The following is a 17,690-nucleotide window of genomic DNA, read 5'->3' as shown; positions in this document are numbered from 1 at the left end:
TAAGTCTTGTGCAAAACTTATATCAAGTCAGCAACAAATGTTCAATGTTTTCTAAGACTTTAGATTTCAAGATTTAGGTCAGTCACGGCCCCGGTCTCCGCCCCAGAGGTCAGTTTGGCGAATTTCGCCAGTGCCCCGTGAGTGTAATTCGGTTTCGGTTTCACCCAGGCCGCCTGACGTGCAGCAAGCTCTTCATCCGAAATATGCCAGGTCATTTCACGGGTTTCCGCATTAATGGAAATTTCATCACCATTTTGCACCAGACCAATCGGACCACCCTCATAGGCTTCTGGTGTGACATGACCAATCACAAAACCATGACTTCCGCCTGAGAAACGGCCATCAGTAATCAGTGCGACTGAATCCCCCAGACCTTTACCAATAATAGCAGAAGTCGGTTTTAGCATTTCCGGCATGCCCGGTCCACCTTTCGGGCCAACACCGCGAATTACGACCACTTCACCTGGCTGAACTTCGCCATCCAGAATCCCGCGCATCGCGCCCTGTTCACCTTCAAACACCCGTGCCGGTCCTTTGAAATATAGGCCTTCCTTACCGGTAATTTTGGCGACTGCCCCATTCGGTGACAGGTTGCCTTTCATAATGATCAGATGCGAGTCTTTTTTCACCGGTTTGTCGAATGGCAAGATAATCTGCTGACCTTCTGGATAATCTTCTACATCGGCCAGGTTTTCTGCCAGCGTTTTTCCGGTCACGGTCAGACAGGAACCATCTAGCATGCCAGCATCCAGCATGCGTTTCATCAATGGCTGGATTCCACCAATAGCAATCAGTTCTGACATTAGATATTTACCGGATGGGCGGACATCGGCCACGACAGGAATTTCTTTTCCAATTCGTACAAAGTCATCCAGGCTTAGTTCCACACCCGCCGTATGCGCCATGGCTAACAGATGCAGTACACCATTGGTTGATCCACCTAATGCAATCAATACTTTAATTGAATTTTCAAAAGCCGCTTTGGTCATGATGTCACGTGGCTTGATATCCAGACGCAGTAGATTCATCACTGCTTCACCAGCACGGGCACAGTCAATCTGCTTGTCTTCAGACACCGCTTCCTGTGCAGAGGAACCCGGCAGGCTCATTCCCAGAGCTTCAATCGCAGAGGCCATAGAATTCGCGGTATACATCCCCCCACAAGAACCCGGCCCTGGCAAAGACACTTCTTCAATATGTTTCACCTGAATCGCATTAATTTCGCCTTTGGCATGCTGACCCACCGCTTCAAATACCGAAATCATGTCGGTATGCCCTTCACCCGGCTTGATGGTGCCACCATAAATAAACAGACCTGGACGGTTTAAACGTGCCAAGCCCATGATGCAGCCCGGCATATTTTTGTCACAGCCCCCAATCGCAATCACGCCATCATAGGCCTGACAACCGACCACCGCTTCAATCGAATCGGCAATAATTTCACGCGACAGCAAGGAGTATTTCATCCCTTCAGTCCCGTTGGAGATCCCGTCGGAAATAGTGATGGTATTGAAGATAATCCCCTTACCACCGGCAGCATTAACGCCCTGCTCGACTGTACGCGCCAGACCATCAATATGCATGTTGCAGGGAGTGACATTGGCCCAGGTCGAAGCGATCCCAATAAAAGGACGAGTAAAGTCTTCATCCTGAAAACCGGTGGCACGCATCATGGATCGGGCCGGTGCATTTTCAATGCCTTCATAAACAGGCGCGGAATGTTCTCGGATATTGTCTTTACTCATTTTATTCGTCCTGAGTGTAATTTTTGAGAAGCCTAAATATTGGCTAGGTTTTATCCGATTGTATAGAAAGCAATCTCGACATAAAAGTAAGACTCTGTGTATCTGACTCAGTTATTTTTTATTTTCTTAGATGAGTATTTGAAGTACGAAGTTGCCATACATAATAAAAGACCCGGTCTTTTCAAGCCGGGCCTTTTACTGAGACTGTAAATCAGTCATGGGATGATTTCTGATTAGATTCATCTTTACACTATTTAAAATCAATTACTTATAAATTTTTAGTGTAGGCGTACTTAATTCACCTGATGCAGACCAAGTTCTTCATTGGAAGCCAACACCACAGATGCCAGAATCGGAGCCGCCAAAATCACAGGAACAGCTAATATCCAAAAGACGACGGTATAATGTGGATCAAAGAAAAATTGAATGCTCAGTGCAGCTAAAATCATAATGAGCGCTAAAATTGCCACAAAGCGGCTAATAAATTTCATGGACATGCGTGTAATCACTTTTGCATTGATACTGTCGCTTTAGTATACACATACTTTTTTCAAGACTTTATCGGTTTTAAGTATCTAAAGCCCTCTCTCCATTGATTTTATTGAAAGTTTAGGTGTTTTACTTAAGTTTAAATCGCTAAGGAATAAAAAAGCACTCCCATCTGGAGTGCTTTTTCGCGCTATAAAAATTTACAGCTTAGATTTCACGTACCGCACCTTTTGCAGCACTTGTAGTGTGCATCGCATAAGCTTTCAATGCTTTAGAAATCTTACGTGGACGTTCTTCCACTGGGTGCCAGCCTTTTTCATCCTGTGCTGTACGACGAGCGGCCATGGTCGCATCATCTACTGCCAGGTGAATGGTACGGTTTGGAATATCGATTTCGATACGATCGCCATCTTCAACCAGACCAATCGCACCGCCTTCAGCCGCTTCTGGAGAAACGTGACCAATCGACAGACCTGATGAACCGCCAGAGAAGCGGCCGTCAGTTAACAGTGCACATTCCTTACCTAAACCTTTCGATTTCAGGTAGCTGGTTGGGTACAGCATTTCCTGCATACCAGGGCCACCACGTGGGCCTTCGTAACGAATCACAACCACATCACCTGCTGTGATTTTGCCACCCAGAATCGCGTCTACCGCAGAATCCTGGCTTTCAAATACACGTGCAGTCCCATTGAATTTCAGGATTGATTCATCTACACCGGCCGTTTTTACGATACAACCATCTAGCGCGATGTTGCCATAAAGTACAGCCAGACCACCGTCTTTAGAGAATGCATGTTCTGCATTACGGATCACACCATTTTCACGGTCGCCATCCAAACGTGAGTAGTAACGGTCTTGTGAGAATGCAGTCTGGGTTGGTACGCCACCTGGTGCTGATTTAAAGAATTGATATACGTCTTCATCTTCAGTACGGATGATGTCCCATTTATCTAAAGCATCTTTTAATGTTGCTTCGTGAACCGTACCGACAGAGGTATCTAACAGGCCTGCACGATCTAGTTCACCGAGGATCGACATGATCCCGCCGGCACGGTGCACGTCTTCCATATGTACATCATTCTTCGCAGGAGCGACCTTACAAAGCACTGGTACTTTACGAGATAGACGATCGATGTCATCCATGGTGAAGTCCACACCCGCTTCGTTTGCAGCAGCTAATAAGTGTAGAACGGTATTGGTTGAACCACCCATTGCGATGTCCAAAGTCATGGCATTTTCATACGAAGCTTTAGTCACCATTGAACGTGGTAATACGCTGTAATCGTCTTGTTCATAATGGCGTTTTGCCAGTTCAACAATGAGAGAACCTGCACGTTCGAACAGTTTTTTACGGTTCGCATGAGTTGCCAAAGTTGAACCGTTACCTGGAAGCGATAGACCCAATGCTTCAGTCAAGCAGTTCATTGAGTTCGCAGTGAACATGCCTGAACATGAACCACAGGTTGGACATGCAGAACGTTCGTATTCAGCCACTTCTTCATCAGTATAGTTATCATCTGCAGCGACGATCATGGCATCGATCAAGTCGATGGCTTTATCATTACCACGGATTTTCACTTTACCGGCTTCCATCGGACCGCCAGACACGAATACCACTGGAATGTTCAGGCGCATTGCTGCCATTAACATCCCCGGAGTGATCTTGTCACAGTTCGAGATACACACCATCGCATCGGCACAGTGTGCGCTGACCATATATTCTACCGAGTCAGCAATTAGGTCACGTGAAGGCAGTGAATACAGCATACCGTCATGACCCATCGCGATGCCGTCATCGACAGCAATGGTATTGAATTCTTTTGCTACACCGCCTGCCTGTTCAATCTGACGTGCCACGAGCTGACCTAGATCTTTAAGGTGAACATGACCCGGTACAAACTGGGTGAATGAGTTCACCACTGCAATAATCGGTTTACCGAAGTCTTCATCCTTCATCCCAGTTGCGCGCCATAAGCCACGCGCACCCGCCATGTTTCTTCCGTGTGTCGATGTTTTTGAACGATAGTCAGGCATTTTATATTTCCAACAAAGTTTGAGCTTGGAATGAACCAAAAAAGGTTCACTCTGGCTAGATCATACTGACAATGAGCTTAAATCAGTCGAATGTTAGACCTATCATACTACAAGCCATTGTTTTACAAGATGACCTATTCGTTGTAGATGCAGACAAAAATGTCTATAGAGAGGTCTCGGTGAGCTGACAATAAAAATCTCTTAATAAAGCTACTATACCGCCATCATGGATCGGACAATACAAAACTTTCATGAATAATTTTTAGAATTTGCATGAGTTTTTTTTATATAAAATTTAATTAAAAGTAGGAATCTATAATCGCTGTAACAGTTAAGTGCATTGTAGATTAGGCGGCCATTTGGCTTTTAGCTTATAATAGCTGCCAAGTTTATTTGGAATTTCATGTGTGAAAATCATATTTGCAGGCACACCAGAATTTGCAGCAACTGCATTGGCTGCGCTTCTCAAAACCGATCATGAAATTGTGGCGGTCTATACTCAGCCGGATCGTAAAGCCGGCCGTGGTCAGAAACTTACCGCTTCTGCTGTGAAACAGCTGGCGCTTGAACATGACATTCCGGTATATCAGCCACTTCATTTTAAGTCTTCAACTGAAGAAGGTCTTGCTGCTCAGGCTGAGTTAAAAGCGTTGAATGCTGATGTGATGGTTGTAGCTGCCTATGGTCTGATTTTGCCGCAAGTGGTTCTGGATACGCCTAAATATGGTTGCCTGAATATTCATGGTTCACTGCTGCCACGCTGGCGTGGTGCTGCGCCGATCCAACGTGCAATTGCAACAGGTGATCACGAAACTGGCGTGACCATCATGAAAATGGCTGCCGGGCTGGATACTGGTGACATGATGTATAAAACCTTATGTCCAATTACTGCAGAAGATACCTCAGCCAGCCTGCATGATAAACTGGCTGCTCAAGGTGCTGAAGCAATTGTAGCGGTACTGGAATCTGAAGAAAAATTACAACAGTATTTAGCTGCCCGGGAAGTGCAGGACGAAGAACTTACCGTCTATGCTCATAAGCTGTCTAAGGCAGAAGCCCGAATTGACTGGAGCTGTACTGCCTCTAATATTGACCGTAATATCCGTGCCTTTAATCCTTGGCCAGTCGCTTTTATTCCTCTGGATGAAAATAACAACCTGCGGGTTTGGGGTTCGGTACTTTCAGAAAAAAATGCGCACTGTCATGCCGCTGGTACAATTCTGGCGATTGATAAACAGGGTGTGCATGTAGCCTGTGGTGATGAAAAAGCAGTATGTTTAACTTCACTGCAATGGCCGGGCGGCAAACCGCTCAATCCGGTACAAATTAACCAGACCCAAAAATTACATGTAGGACAATTATTGGCATGAGTCATTCTGAATCAGGCACATCTCACCTTAACTTGCGTGCCCAAGTGATTCGTACCTTACTTGCTGTACAGCAAGGACAATCTCTGGCCAGTATCTTGCCGCTGCATTTAAAGAAAGTGGCCGACCGTGACCGTGCCCTGTTCCATGAACTGGTATTGGGTACTTTGCGTCAATGGTATGCACTTAAAAGTATTACCTTGCCTCTGCTGGTCAAACCTTTAAATAATGACACGGTTGAAACCTGTCTTTATGTCGGCCTATACCAGTTACTGGAAACCCGAATCGCGCCACACGCTGCCATTTCTGAAACCGTGACTGCTGTAAAGCAACTCGGCTATCAGGCTTTAAGTGGCGTAGTGAATGCCATCCTGCGCCGTGTTTCACGTGAAACATCGGAATTTCAGGCAGCACTGGATCAGGCTCATGGCCTGCCAAGCTGGCTCTTTAAACGTCTGAAAAAAGACTGGCCAGAACAGCTCACTGAACTGAGTCATGAGTTAAAGCAGATTGCTCCACTGACTTTGCGCGTAAATGAACGTCAGGTTAGCCGCGCAGACTATCTGGAAATTCTGGACGAGCACGAAATTCCTGCCCATGCCTGTACTGTTTCCAAGGTCGGGATTATTCTCGATGCCAATGTACAAGTACCTGATTTACCCGGCTTTGATGTCGGTGGTTTTTCGGTACAGGATGAACATGCCCAGCTCTGCGCTACCTTGTTGCCAAATCTGGATGATAAGTATGTTATTGATGCCTGTGCAGCACCGGGTGGTAAAACGGCGCATATTCTAGAAAAATATCAGCCGCGTAAACTGATTGCTCTGGATCAGGATGCCAAGCGCTTAACGCGTGTCACTGAGAATCTTGAACGTCTGTTACTTGAAGGCGATCATGTTGAAATTAAAGCCGCAGATGCCATCACCTGGCAGGCACCGGAACAGCCGGACTGTATCGTGCTGGATGCGCCGTGTTCAGCCATCGGTGTAATGCGTCGCCATCCAGATATTCGTCTGTTACGTCATTCAACCGATATTACCCAGACAGTAGAGTTGCAAAAGCAGATTCTGGAAAATATGTGGCAGCAACTCAAAGTTGGCGGCACCCTGCTCTATATCACCTGCTCAATTCTCAAAGCGGAAAATGAACAGCAGATGGTCGAATTCTTTAGCAAACACCCCGAGGCTAAAGAAATTAAAATTGAAGCTAATTGGGGCATTGAACAGATCCATGGCCGTCAGCTGCTACCTAAAACCGGTCAAGGCGATGGCTTCTTCTATTGCCGGATTGAAAAAACTGCTTAAATGATATTGCTAAAAGAAAAGGTAGCTTTGGCTGCCTTTTTTATTGTTTTGATTTGAAATTCTTATTGTACAAATTTAAAAATCACTAGACTGGTCGCCAATGCCGCCATCCCACTGACCAGACCATACACGGTTTCATGACCTTTAGAAAAACGTTTTGCAGTCGGTAAGAGTTCATCTAGTGCCAGATAAACCATCACCCCACCGATAATCCCAAACACCATGCCATAAATGGTATGACTCATATACGGCGCCAGAATGAAATAACCCAGCGCAGCGCCCAGAGGTTCAGCAAGGCCTGAAACCAGACTGGCCACAAGTGCATAATCTTTACGGCCTGTTGCACCATAAACCGGTAATGCAATCGCAACACCTTCAGGTACATTATGAATCGCAATGGCGACCGCCAAAGGTGCACCGAGTGCAGGACTTTCCAAAGTTGCAAAAAAAGTCGCCAATCCTTCTGGCAGGTTATGTGCACTAATCGCAAATAATGTCAGCAGACCGGTTCTTAGCAGTTGCGGCTGACTCAGATCCTGTTTCGATTGTGCCTCAATGGTTTCATGCGGATTAGGAACGAATCGATCCAGCAATAAGACCAGTACCACCCCCAATAAAAAGGCAAAAGTACCATAAGCAAAACCGGATTTTTCATCAAAGGCCAGGCTAAATGAACTGATCGATTTGTTTAGAATTTCTGTGAGCGAGACATAGATCATTGCTCCCGCAGCAAAGGCCAGTCCGAAGGCTAAAACCCGGTAATTCGGTTTTTTTAAGAACAGCACTAATCCCCCACCTACTAGGGTAGCCAGACCTGCCAAAAATGTCACTGCAAAAGCAGTATAGACTTGCACATCGGTAACGGGAGCAATTCCCATAAGTCTGCCCATTAAAAAAGTCATTATCACCAAAGATGATAATGACTTTCATTTACAGCAACAATGTGTTTATGTGAAGATTTTTAGTCTTCTGGTTCTTCTGGATTTTTTGCCAGATGCATGACAGCCAGTGCCAGACCACCCCATAATAAAACCATGGAGAAAATCATCATAATCAATGCAGATGTATTCATATTCGTTCTCCTAACTATGACGATCTTTAACTAGACTGAAAAAAATGGCGCCCAGAATAAAGAATGCAATGGTGCCCCCACCGATCAGCCATAGCGTGCTTGCAGGATAACCACCATAGCCTTCTGCCATGATTGATTTCAGGGTTAAAGCCAATGCCAATAATAAAGACAACGGCGTGATCAGGGTCAGCATGAACTTCCAGCTGCCCCCCAGTTTCAGGCTGGCAAACTCGTTCACATGTGTTTCCAGCTCTTTCATCAATGGACGGCGGAACCAGGACAGTAAAATAATCGATAACAGACCACCACCCACGATACCAATGTTATTGGCAAAGTAGTCAATGATATCGACAAATGTAATGGCACTATGCGTTGAGAACATCAAGGTGGATACAACTGCTGAACCACCCGCAATAATCGTCACTGACTTGTTCTTCGACCAACCCAGCTTGTCCTGGAATGCCGCAATTGGTACCTGCAGAATACTCACCATGGAGGTAATACCTGCCACCGTCAATGAACCAAAGAACAGGAAGCCGAACAGGTCACCGCCTGCACCTAAGCTGGAAATGATTTTCGGGAAGGCAATAAAGGCCAGACCGATACCACCAGAGACCACATCTTCAACTTTCGCACCTGAACTGAACGCCATAAAACCAAGCGCTGCAAAAACCCCAATACCTGCCAAGATTTCAAACGACGAGTTAGCTAATGCTACTACGACACCTGAACCGGTCAGGTTAGTTTTACGTTTCAGGTAAGAGGCATAGGTCAACATAATCCCGAAGCCCACTGAGAGTGAGAAGAAGATGTGACCAAACGCAGCCAGCCAGACTTTATAATTGGTCATGGCTTCCCAGTTTGGGGTAAAGAAAGCATTTAAGCCATCGACTGCACCCGGTAAACGTACCGCCTGAATCACCAGAATCGTGAATAAAATTACCAGCAAAGGCATGAAGATTTTATTCGCCAGTTCCACCCCACGGCGTACCCCACCATAGAGAATCAGCATCACGGCTGCCCAAACGATCACCAGACCAAAGAACAGTACCGGTACAAAACCGAAAGTTAAGCCCTCACCATTTTGCAGGTAGCTATTGAAGAAGAAGCCTTGAGTATCTGTGCCCCACTGCTGTCCAAAAGAATAAATCATATAGCTGCCGGCCCAAGACAGGACGCTGGCATAATAAATCCCGATGATCAGGGTCACCATGACCTGCCACCAACCCAGAGATTCTGCATTCATGAGTTTTTTATAGGCCATTGGTGGTGCTTTGCGGAACTTATGTCCGACTGCATAATCTAAAAATAATAGAGGTAAACCTGCTGCAAAAATCGCAATCAGATAAGGAATCAGGAATGCCCCGCCGCCATTTTCATAGGCAACGTATGGAAAGCGCCAAATATTCCCCAAACCAACGGCAGAGCCAATGGCTGCAATAATAAATCCTGATCGTGCCGACCAATTCTCTCGAGTATCTGTCATAGAACACCTAAACTTTAAACTTCATTCAATACTGCTTGTTATGGTTATGTCGCGAGCACTGAAGAAGCATTTCAATTATTTCGGGTGTTTGAATTAGAGTTATACCTTTTGGGCATCGAATTCTAATATACAAACAGGTCAGCTAGCCGGACAGCTTGCTTAAAGTCTGAGCAGAAAGCCGACCTTGTAGATGGTTCAACAATACTGACTTTTTCAAATTTTTTCTGTAATTTCTGCTTAAAACATTCTTTTTTTATAATCTATTCTTATCAAATGCTCAATAATTCTACGCTGAGCTCTTGATTTTCTTAGTTATATATTAACAAACTTTTTGGAATATATTTTTTTAAGTTTTACTACAGTTTTCATGCAATTTTTCGCTCTTAATTCATCAAGTGTTAAATAGAAATTGAAAAAGTGTTTTTGAATCTTCTTTGTTCATTTTCTTCTGAATAAAAACAGAGCTGTGTCTTAATTTATTCAGTCTATATTTTCTGCCTACTCTGCTACCTTTTTAAGCAATAAAAAGCAAAATTCCACAACCGGCCTTTCTTATGCCAATTGTGGAACAGTACTGATTGATTCGGTCAGCTTAACATTTGATGACAAGCATACGTTCTTCCTGCATGTCACGAATCGCAGACTGAATGCCTTCACGGCCCAGACCGGAATCTTTGACACCGCCATAAGGCATATTATCAACACGGAATGACGGAATATCATTGATAATCACACCGCCCACATGCAGATGATCCCAGGCATACATCATCTTCTGCAGATTCTGGGTATAGATACCGGCTTGCAGACCAAAGCGACTGCTATTAATACAGGCAATCCCTGATTCAAAATCGCTATAAGCTTCAATAATGGCAACCGGACCAAACACTTCATTACGGTAAATTTCCAGTTGATGATCTACCTTTTCCAATAGGATCGGTTCAAACATCGCACCTTTCACTTCACCACCGGTCAGTACATGGGCACCTTGCGCTACGGCATCTTCCATCCAGCGATGCAAACGTTTAGCTTCAGCTTCCTTAATCATTGGTCCTAGCAAAGTCGTTTCCAGATCCGGATCACCGGCTTTCAGATGTTGCAGTTTCTGAACCAGCTTGTCTTTCACTTCTTCAAAAATATCCTGATGCACCAGTATACGTTGCACACTAATACACACCTGCCCTGCATGACCATAAGCGCCACCAATCAGACGGTCAATCAGCTGTTCACTGAGTTCAGTATCTGGCTCAATCATCACTGCGGCATTCCCACCGAGTTCCAGAGTAACTTTTTTGCGGCCAGCACGAGCTTTCATATCCCAGCCCACGACATCGGAACCGGTAAAGCTCAGCAATTTAAAACGGTCATCTGTGACCAGTACATCCGCCAGATCGCGTGGACACGGCAGAACTGAGAAGGCATTCTTCGGTAAATCGGTTTCTGCCAGAATCTCGGCAATTTTTAAGGCTGAAACTGGAGTCAGACTCGCCGGTTTTAATACAAATGGACAACCTGCAGCAATTGCCGGTGCAATTTTGTGTGCAGTCAGATTTAATGGAAAATTAAACGGACTAATCAGGGATACAGCACCAATCGGTACCTGTTTCACCATGCCCTGATAACCGGAAGCTGCGGCGGTGACTGCCAGAGGCAAAATACGGCCCTGATCCATCTGGGTGACCGCATCTGCCGCAATCTGGAAGGTATTGATCAGACGTTCTACTTCTGCGCCAGCTGCTTTACGTGGTTTGCCACCTTCGGCAATCAGGATTTCAGTCAGTTCTTCACGGATTTCATTAAACCGCTTCACACAATGCAGCAGAATTTTCTGTTTCTGGAAAGGTTCCAACGCTGCCATTTCTGCTTCTGCCTGAGTCGCAGACTGAATTGCCTTTTCTAAAGTTTCAGCATCTGCCAACGCGACACGTGCATAAAGCTCCTGACTATATTTATGTTTGACCTCCAGCCATTCACCCGTTTGTACCGGCTGTCCTGCCACATATAATGGATAGTCTTGATGATGTTGTGCTGCTGTCGATCCCATTATTCTGCCCTTCACATTAGCATATACATTTTAGAAATTACCTATATCATGCACTTACTGATTACGTTTAAGAAGATGTATTTAGGTAACAAAATCGCTCAATTTAAAGAAAGCGTAAGGAAAATTAGAAATGCGTACACAATTATTCACTGCATTATTACTAGGATTAGGACTGAGCAGCATAGGCCATGCGGATGTGATTGGTCTTAAAGCAGATGCCAGCTACTGGAATTTTGACGGTTATAGCCAGTCTGCCAATGCCAGCAAACAGGATCTGGATCGCCAAGGCACGGCTCAACTGTCTGTCGCATTTGAACATCCAGTACCACTACTGCCAAATGCCAAAATCAAATATGTGAATCTGGACAATAATAGCGAACAAAGCACCCCGCTGAGTGCTGCCGATATCGAACTCAATAATATCGACTATATTCTGTATTACGAACTGCTGGATACCATTGTCCATGCTGATATCGGTGCAGGTCTGACTAATCTGGATGGTACAGTCAGAAACCTGAATGCAGGTGCCCTGACTCAATACGATCTAGATGAATATAGCCCATTACTCTATGCTACCGCTGGGGTAAAACTGCCATTTACTGGCATGAGTGCTAAAGCTGAAGCGGTTTACAGTCATGGTAGCGATATTAAAAAGACAGATGTTCAGGCTGAACTGCAATATGACTTCATTGATAACCTGCTGGTCGATGTAGGGGCTAAAGTCGGTTATCGCATCATGAATATTGATGCCGAACAAAATAATGCGCCAGATTTAGAACTGGAATTTAAAGGTCCTTATATCGGCTTAGATATACACTTCTAAATAATATAATGACTTATGAAAATTGGTTTCACCCTGTAAGCCCAGACATACAATAATAGATGTCATCGACGTCTATGCCAGCTTTCAGGTTCAGACTATTCTACAGACATATAGAGCAGGAAGCCCAAATACCTAAAAACAAGAAGAATAAAGCAGTGCACCAGGACGTGAGGTACGACAGGAGTTATACCTAAGCACGAGATACGAAAAAAGCCCCAACAGGATGTTGGGGCTTTTTTTATCTATAAATTCTTAGCATTGTTTAACAGTTCCGAGCTAAAAATCCAACATTGTAAGAATCACCTTGTTGCTAATCTGAAAATCCTCACATTTTTTGGGAACAGCAATCATGGTAAAAAAGGTCCTCTTTATTACTTCAAACCAAGGCGTTGAACATGATGAACTGGTCGAGCCTTTAAATTTTCTAAAATCCAAAGGATTTGAAGTGATTCATGCGGCAGAAAAAAATGAAGAGGTGGCAACTGTAAAAGGCGATACCAAAGCTACTACCTCATATACGCCTGATACCAGTTTTGATCATGTCACACTGGATGATTATGATCTCTTGGTTGTTCCTGGTGGCACTGTGAATGCAGATACGCTAAGAATCAATGAATCTGCCCAGAAAATCGTGCAGCATTTTGCTGATCAGCAAAAACCAATTGCCGCAATCTGTCATGGGCCATGGGTTCTGATTGATGCACAGCGAATTAAGGATAAAAACCTGACCTCGTATAAGAGCATCAAACTGGATCTGGAAAATGCCGGTGGTAAATGGGTCGATGAACAGGTTCATCGCTGCAATACCGGTGACTGGGTGCTAATTACTTCACGTAATCCGGATGATATTCCTGCTTTCAATGACGCCATCTTAAAAGAACTGGAAGACAATGCTGCCTAAGTTCAAACCATAAAAAGCCTCCATCTGGAGGCTTTTTTATTTTCTTGATCTATTTTATTTAAATGCCGCCTTTCAGGCTTTTTAGATAAACCATCACTTCTTTATTGCCTGCCATTTCGGCCAGTTCTAGTGCCGTATGTGGACTGCGATGGGCAATATCTGCACCTTTGCTAACCAGAAGTTTGACTACGTCTAGATGATCATTTTCAGCGGCGGCCTGTAAGGCGCTATAGCCTTCTTCGTCGGCAGAATTGACGTCCAGACCTTCCTGTAACGCCTGCTCGACCTGTTCAACATCACCTAAGGAAGCCCAGTACACTAATTCAGGAAGATGCAGTTCATCATCATCTTCTGGGATTGGGGAGAATGAGTTGATGTTCATCTAAGTAATCCTATTTATTCAATATCTATGATTGATTCTAACGCGCTCTACTAAATAAAAAACTATAGCTATGAATATGTATAGGAAAATACGGTAAAACTATGTATTTAATGTTTGAAGAGAGAACTACTTGGAGAAGAATCAAAATCCATTATTTATTTTTACAATTACCGCGAAATACCATTGCATTGTCCATATAAGTAAAGGATTTGATAGGTTTACTTTGGTACTCCTCAACAATAAGGGAATATACATTGCTTCCTCTTCCTAATCCTTCCCCTATTTTTAAATAGTTAATGACTTTAAAACTATTATCTTTGGAGCCTGGATCAATAATAATTGGTTTATTAACATAATCATTTTTCAAAGCCCCACTTATGATTCCTGTACTACGATTAACATTGAAAATTTGACCGAGGTAATGATTCTCTAAATTTTTCACATCATAACTATTAGATATTTCTTCTATTACACATTCATAACTATTTATTTTTTGAGCATACACAAAAGAATTTGCTAAAAATATTGCACCTAAAATTAATATTCTCATAAAAGTTATATCTCTTTTTATAAAACTGATTCTCTTTATAGAATACTATTATTCAAAAATCAAAAAAGCCCCCTTTCGGAGACTTCTTATTTAATACTTAGCTTTAAGCTTTAGACACTGCTAGCTCGACTGAACCAATCTTTTCAGATTCATTGTCATGCATGATCAAGGCAACCGCAATTGCAGTAATCAGAACCGGTAAACCGACTGCCATAAAGTTAAAGTAAGCAGGCAGGTTCATACCCAGTAAACCACCGATCAGGATTGGCCCTACAATCGCGCCCATACGACCAATCGCAGAAGACCAGCCAATACCTGTCGAACGTACCGCAAGTGGGTAGAACTGCGCAACATAGCTATATAGCAACATTTGCGAACCAATCGACGCTGCACCCGCCAAGAACACCAAGATGTAAAGCAGGAACTGGTTAGATGCAAAGCCCATTGAGCTCATCACAATCGCACCCATCATACCGAGGAACATCAATACCGGTTTCAGGTGGAAACGGTCAGCCAAAATACCGCCGCCCACAATACCAACCACTGCACCCACGTTCATCGCCATCATGAACATCAGGCTGTTATCCATTGAGTAACCCGCTGCCATCATTAGCTTCGGTAACCAGCTGCTCAGCGCATACATAGTTAGTAGGCAAGTAAAGAAAGCAACCCAGAACAATAACGTATTTACTGCACGGCCACGACGGAACAGGCTCACCACGTTTGCTGCTTCAGGTACATTTTCCTGTGGCAGTTTAAAGGTTGTATTGTCTGTAACACTTAGATTTGGAGCCAAACGTCGTACAATTTGACGTGCTTTTTCCTGTTTGTTGTCTTTGACGATAAAAGCTAAAGATTCCGGCAGGAATTTCCAGATCACAGGTAATAAAAATAATGGAATACCTGCGATAAAGAACATGATTTGCCAACCAAAACTTGGGGTAAACCATGAACCTAATAAGGCAGCCATCACACCACCCACTGCATAACCACTGAACATGGTCGTCACCAAGGTACTACGCATTTTTTGTGGTGCATATTCAGAGGTGAGTGCGACCAGGTTGGGCATTACACCACCAATGCCCAGACCGGCAAGGAAGCGTAAAATACCGAACTCAGTCGGGTTTGAAGCAAAACCGCCGGCAAAGGTCAGACCACTGAATAATACGATACAGATCATGATCACTTTTTTACGGCCAATTTTATCTGCTAGAGAACCAAAGATCATCGCGCCAAACATCATGCCGGCAAGTGCAGTACTGGCAAGCATTCCCGCTTGAACAGCACTTAGGCCCCAGTCCTGCATTAATAAAGGTAAAACAACACCATTGATTGCTAAATCGTAGCCGTCAAACAAGATAATGAGTAAACACCAAGCAACTACATTGAAGTGAAAAGGCGTAAATTTCGCATTATCGACTACAGAATTTATATCTACTGTTTCCGTGGTCATCGTTCTCATCTCCCATGAGTACTTGTCCATAAAATCCTTATGAATATCCGGGGGAATATTCAAGTTTTAGCAATATACGCAAGTGAGATTTAGCATACAATAAGACCAAATGATGGAGCTATTTCAGCTATAAAATAGCGGCTATTTGTGTGATTTATCACATTTTTATAAAGCTAAATAATTGAATATTTAGACATTTATTATTCTCATTAAAATGCCTATATAAATAGTCTATAGACCAATGATTTTTTGATTTATTCGATTTTTTATGAATGATTTTTATACTTTAAACAAAAAATCCCTTTCTTATGAAAGGGATCTTTTGACTCAATTCAGATTTATAGCAAGTGGATTGGCAAAAAGTGACTAGGTTTTAATAGAATTCAGCTTCTGTTTCGCCAGTAAGGTCTCAGCATTTCGTTCTGCATTCAGATCTTTACGTACAATCATCGCCACTGAAATCGCACCAATAATGGCTGGAATCGCAACTGCCAGGAAGTTCATTTTATGTGGCAGCTCCATACCCAACAGGAATCCAATAATAATTGGACCAACGATTGCCCCTACCCGACCGACTGCGGACGCACAACCAATACCGGTAGAGCGGATTGCCAATGGATAGTACTGAGCCACGAAACTATAGAGCAGAATACTACTACCAATTGCCGAAGCACCTGCAGCAGCGACTAACAGATAGATCACAGCCTGTGGAGAATTAAAGCCTAATCCAACTAGGGATACAGCACCTAGCAGGAACATGCCAATAATGACAGGTTTCAGATGGAAACGATCCGCCAGAATACCACCGCCAATAGTTCCAACCACTGCACCAATATTCATGGCCATCAGGAACATTAAGCTGTTACCCAGAGAATAGCCCGCTGCCATCATCAGTTTTGGTAACCAGCTACCCAATGCGTAGACCATAAGCAGGCACATAAAGAAGCAGCACCAGAATAATAAAGTACTCATGCTACGACCCTGCTTAAATAAAGCCGCAATGGAAGCATCGGGCGCATGCACTTCATTCAGTACAAACTGGGTACTTGCAGTGACATTTTGCTCAGGACTGATCTGTTGAACAATTTTACTAGCCTTTTCATTTTGCTGTTTTTTTACCAGGAAAGTTAAAGATTCTGGTAAATACAAATACAGTATAGGCAGCATCAATAATGGAATACCTGCGATATAGAACATGATTTCCCAACCAAAACTTGGGGTAAACCAGGCACCTAATAACGCCGCCATAATCCCGCCAACTGCATAACCACTAAACATGGTAGTGACTAAGGTACTGCGCATTTTTTGTGGTGCATATTCAGAAGTGAGTGCGACCAGATTCGGCAATACACCGCCAATACCTAAGCCCGCAATAAAACGCAGGATGCCAAATTCAGTTGGACCAGAGGCAAACCCGCCCCAGAACGTAAATCCACTGAATAAGGTCACACAAATCAAGATGACATTTTTTCGTCCAATTTTATCTGCCAGCATACCGAAGAGCATGGCACCAAACATCATGCCCGCCAGAGCAGTACTTGCAAGCATTCCGGCCTGAACTGCCGTCATATTCCATTCTTGCATCAGTAGGGGTAAAGCAACACCGTTGATTGCCAGATCATAACCGTCAAAAATAACGACAAATACGCACCAAAGTACGATCTTCAAATGAAAAGGTTTAAACTTTGCTTCATCCACTACAGCATTCACATTCACTGTTGTTGCTGTCATTTTTCCTCACCTCCAATTGTGAGCTTTTTTATTCTATGAAAAAATGAACGTTCATTCACTTTTGTATATAAAATGGATGATTCTTTAAACCTTGTCTACTGCAAAACTTACCAAGTTAGATTTTTTTAATAAAATTTAGGCTAAAGTCGTAGATCGAATATTTTTTAGACAGACCAATAAGAAAATAAGACGAAGTTGATTAATTATACTTTTCACGTTATTTATATTTTTATTATCTAGGCACAATTAGGAGTATATTTACTTCTTTTCCTAGAAATCTCACGCATAAAAAAAGCCCTCTGCGTAAGC

Annotated in this window: 15 protein-coding genes; 4 read left to right on the top strand and 11 right to left on the bottom strand. The window is 43.5% G+C overall.

The features are described 5' to 3' along the window. Positions 1 to 59: 59 nt before the first annotated feature. From ilvD (AC4MCD_RS00200) to ilvD (AC4MCD_RS00190), 3 genes are all read right to left on the bottom strand, one after another. Positions 60 to 1,745: a dihydroxy-acid dehydratase gene (ilvD, locus tag AC4MCD_RS00200; RefSeq protein ID WP_034171552.1), complete on the bottom strand. Its 1,686-nt coding sequence runs from the start codon at positions 1,743 to 1,745 to the stop codon at positions 60 to 62. Between the two features lie 293 nt (positions 1,746 to 2,038). Further along, positions 2,039 to 2,242 (bottom strand): hypothetical protein, encoded by a 204-nt coding sequence (locus AC4MCD_RS00195; RefSeq protein WP_067731511.1) that lies wholly within the window; start codon positions 2,240 to 2,242, stop codon positions 2,039 to 2,041. Positions 2,243 to 2,441: 199 nt separating this feature from the next. Continuing rightward, complete coding sequence (gene ilvD, locus AC4MCD_RS00190) at positions 2,442 to 4,271, bottom strand: dihydroxy-acid dehydratase (RefSeq protein WP_160232191.1); 1,830 nt, start codon at positions 4,269 to 4,271, stop codon at positions 2,442 to 2,444. A 407-nt stretch (positions 4,272 to 4,678) separates the two neighbouring features. Between ilvD (AC4MCD_RS00190) and fmt the strand changes: the two genes are divergently transcribed. Both fmt and rsmB read left to right on the top strand, forming a co-directional pair. After that, complete coding sequence (fmt, locus tag AC4MCD_RS00185; RefSeq protein ID WP_004780397.1) at positions 4,679 to 5,641, top strand: methionyl-tRNA formyltransferase; 963 nt, start codon at positions 4,679 to 4,681, stop codon at positions 5,639 to 5,641. Continuing rightward, a complete protein-coding gene (gene rsmB, locus AC4MCD_RS00180) occupies positions 5,638 to 6,942 on the top strand; it encodes a 16S rRNA (cytosine(967)-C(5))-methyltransferase RsmB (protein WP_491876334.1) in 1,305 nt (434 codons plus the stop codon). Before fmt ends, rsmB begins: the two co-directional genes overlap by 4 nt. 62 nt (positions 6,943 to 7,004) lie before the next feature. Here rsmB and zupT read toward each other — a convergent pair whose 3' ends face one another. The 4 genes from zupT to AC4MCD_RS00160 all read right to left on the bottom strand — a co-directional run bounded on the left by zupT (position 7,005) and on the right by AC4MCD_RS00160 (position 11,541). Continuing rightward, complete coding sequence (gene zupT / locus AC4MCD_RS00175; protein WP_312317747.1) at positions 7,005 to 7,820, bottom strand: zinc transporter ZupT; 816 nt, start codon at positions 7,818 to 7,820, stop codon at positions 7,005 to 7,007. 83 nt (positions 7,821 to 7,903) lie between these two features. Then, on the bottom strand, positions 7,904 to 8,014 hold the full coding sequence (locus tag AC4MCD_RS00170; RefSeq protein ID WP_004780392.1) for a methionine/alanine import family NSS transporter small subunit: 111 nt from the start codon (positions 8,012 to 8,014) through the stop codon (positions 7,904 to 7,906). Positions 8,015 to 8,024: 10 nt separating this feature from the next. Continuing rightward, on the bottom strand, positions 8,025 to 9,500 hold the full coding sequence (locus AC4MCD_RS00165; RefSeq protein ID WP_491876333.1) for a sodium-dependent transporter: 1,476 nt from the start codon (positions 9,498 to 9,500) through the stop codon (positions 8,025 to 8,027). A 592-nt stretch (positions 9,501 to 10,092) separates the two neighbouring features. Further along, the gene (locus AC4MCD_RS00160; protein WP_491876332.1) at positions 10,093 to 11,541 is read right to left on the bottom strand and encodes an aldehyde dehydrogenase family protein; all 1,449 of its coding nucleotides are present in this window, start codon (positions 11,539 to 11,541) and stop codon (positions 10,093 to 10,095) included. 130 nt (positions 11,542 to 11,671) lie between these two features. Here AC4MCD_RS00160 and AC4MCD_RS00155 point away from each other — a divergent pair, with 130 nt between their 5' ends. Continuing rightward, entirely contained in the window at positions 11,672 to 12,364 is a 693-nt protein-coding gene (locus AC4MCD_RS00155; RefSeq protein ID WP_491876331.1) for a TIGR04219 family outer membrane beta-barrel protein, read from the top strand. Between the two features lie 349 nt (positions 12,365 to 12,713). After that, on the top strand, positions 12,714 to 13,265 hold the full coding sequence (locus AC4MCD_RS00150; RefSeq protein ID WP_491876330.1) for a type 1 glutamine amidotransferase domain-containing protein: 552 nt from the start codon (positions 12,714 to 12,716) through the stop codon (positions 13,263 to 13,265). 58 nt (positions 13,266 to 13,323) lie between these two features. Here AC4MCD_RS00150 and AC4MCD_RS00145 read toward each other — a convergent pair whose 3' ends face one another. From AC4MCD_RS00145 to AC4MCD_RS00130, 4 genes are all read right to left on the bottom strand, one after another. Then, on the bottom strand, positions 13,324 to 13,647 hold the full coding sequence (locus tag AC4MCD_RS00145) for an ankyrin repeat domain-containing protein (protein ID WP_419365154.1): 324 nt from the start codon (positions 13,645 to 13,647) through the stop codon (positions 13,324 to 13,326). Between the two features lie 151 nt (positions 13,648 to 13,798). After that, a complete protein-coding gene (locus tag AC4MCD_RS00140) occupies positions 13,799 to 14,197 on the bottom strand; it encodes a hypothetical protein (RefSeq protein ID WP_100329636.1) in 399 nt (132 codons plus the stop codon). A gap of 103 nt (positions 14,198 to 14,300) precedes the next feature. Further along, positions 14,301 to 15,650 (bottom strand): aromatic acid/H+ symport family MFS transporter, encoded by a 1,350-nt coding sequence (locus AC4MCD_RS00135; protein ID WP_491876329.1) that lies wholly within the window; start codon positions 15,648 to 15,650, stop codon positions 14,301 to 14,303. Positions 15,651 to 16,016: 366 nt separating this feature from the next. Next, positions 16,017 to 17,381, bottom strand: coding sequence for an MFS transporter (locus tag AC4MCD_RS00130; protein ID WP_034171560.1), 1,365 nt, complete (start codon positions 17,379 to 17,381; stop codon positions 16,017 to 16,019). Between the last annotated feature and the right edge of the window lie 309 nt (positions 17,382 to 17,690).

The sequence above is a fragment of the Acinetobacter sp. CAU_H_78 genome (genome assembly GCF_058599365.1).
This window is presented reverse-complemented; position numbering and strand designations above follow the sequence as displayed.

Coding starts and splice junctions, on each gene's coding strand:
- ilvD (WP_160232191.1), bottom strand. CDS start 4,271: ATGCCTGACTATCGTTCAAAAACATCGACACACGGAAGAAACATGGCG.
- AC4MCD_RS00160 (WP_491876332.1), bottom strand. CDS start 11,541: ATGGGATCGACAGCAGCACAACATCATCAAGACTATCCATTATATGTG.
- AC4MCD_RS00165 (WP_491876333.1), bottom strand. CDS start 9,500: ATGACAGATACTCGAGAGAATTGGTCGGCACGATCAGGATTTATTATT.
- zupT (WP_312317747.1), bottom strand. CDS start 7,820: ATGGGAATTGCTCCCGTTACCGATGTGCAAGTCTATACTGCTTTTGCA.
- AC4MCD_RS00170 (WP_004780392.1), bottom strand. CDS start 8,014: ATGAATACATCTGCATTGATTATGATGATTTTCTCCATGGTTTTATTA.
- AC4MCD_RS00150 (WP_491876330.1), top strand. CDS start 12,714: ATGGTAAAAAAGGTCCTCTTTATTACTTCAAACCAAGGCGTTGAACAT.
- ilvD (WP_034171552.1), bottom strand. CDS start 1,745: ATGAGTAAAGACAATATCCGAGAACATTCCGCGCCTGTTTATGAAGGC.
- AC4MCD_RS00135 (WP_491876329.1), bottom strand. CDS start 15,650: ATGACCACGGAAACAGTAGATATAAATTCTGTAGTCGATAATGCGAAA.
- AC4MCD_RS00140 (WP_100329636.1), bottom strand. CDS start 14,197: ATGAGAATATTAATTTTAGGTGCAATATTTTTAGCAAATTCTTTTGTG.
- rsmB (WP_491876334.1), top strand. CDS start 5,638: ATGAGTCATTCTGAATCAGGCACATCTCACCTTAACTTGCGTGCCCAA.
- AC4MCD_RS00130 (WP_034171560.1), bottom strand. CDS start 17,381: ATGACAGCAACAACAGTGAATGTGAATGCTGTAGTGGATGAAGCAAAG.
- AC4MCD_RS00155 (WP_491876331.1), top strand. CDS start 11,672: ATGCGTACACAATTATTCACTGCATTATTACTAGGATTAGGACTGAGC.
- AC4MCD_RS00145 (WP_419365154.1), bottom strand. CDS start 13,647: ATGAACATCAACTCATTCTCCCCAATCCCAGAAGATGATGATGAACTG.
- AC4MCD_RS00195 (WP_067731511.1), bottom strand. CDS start 2,242: ATGTCCATGAAATTTATTAGCCGCTTTGTGGCAATTTTAGCGCTCATT.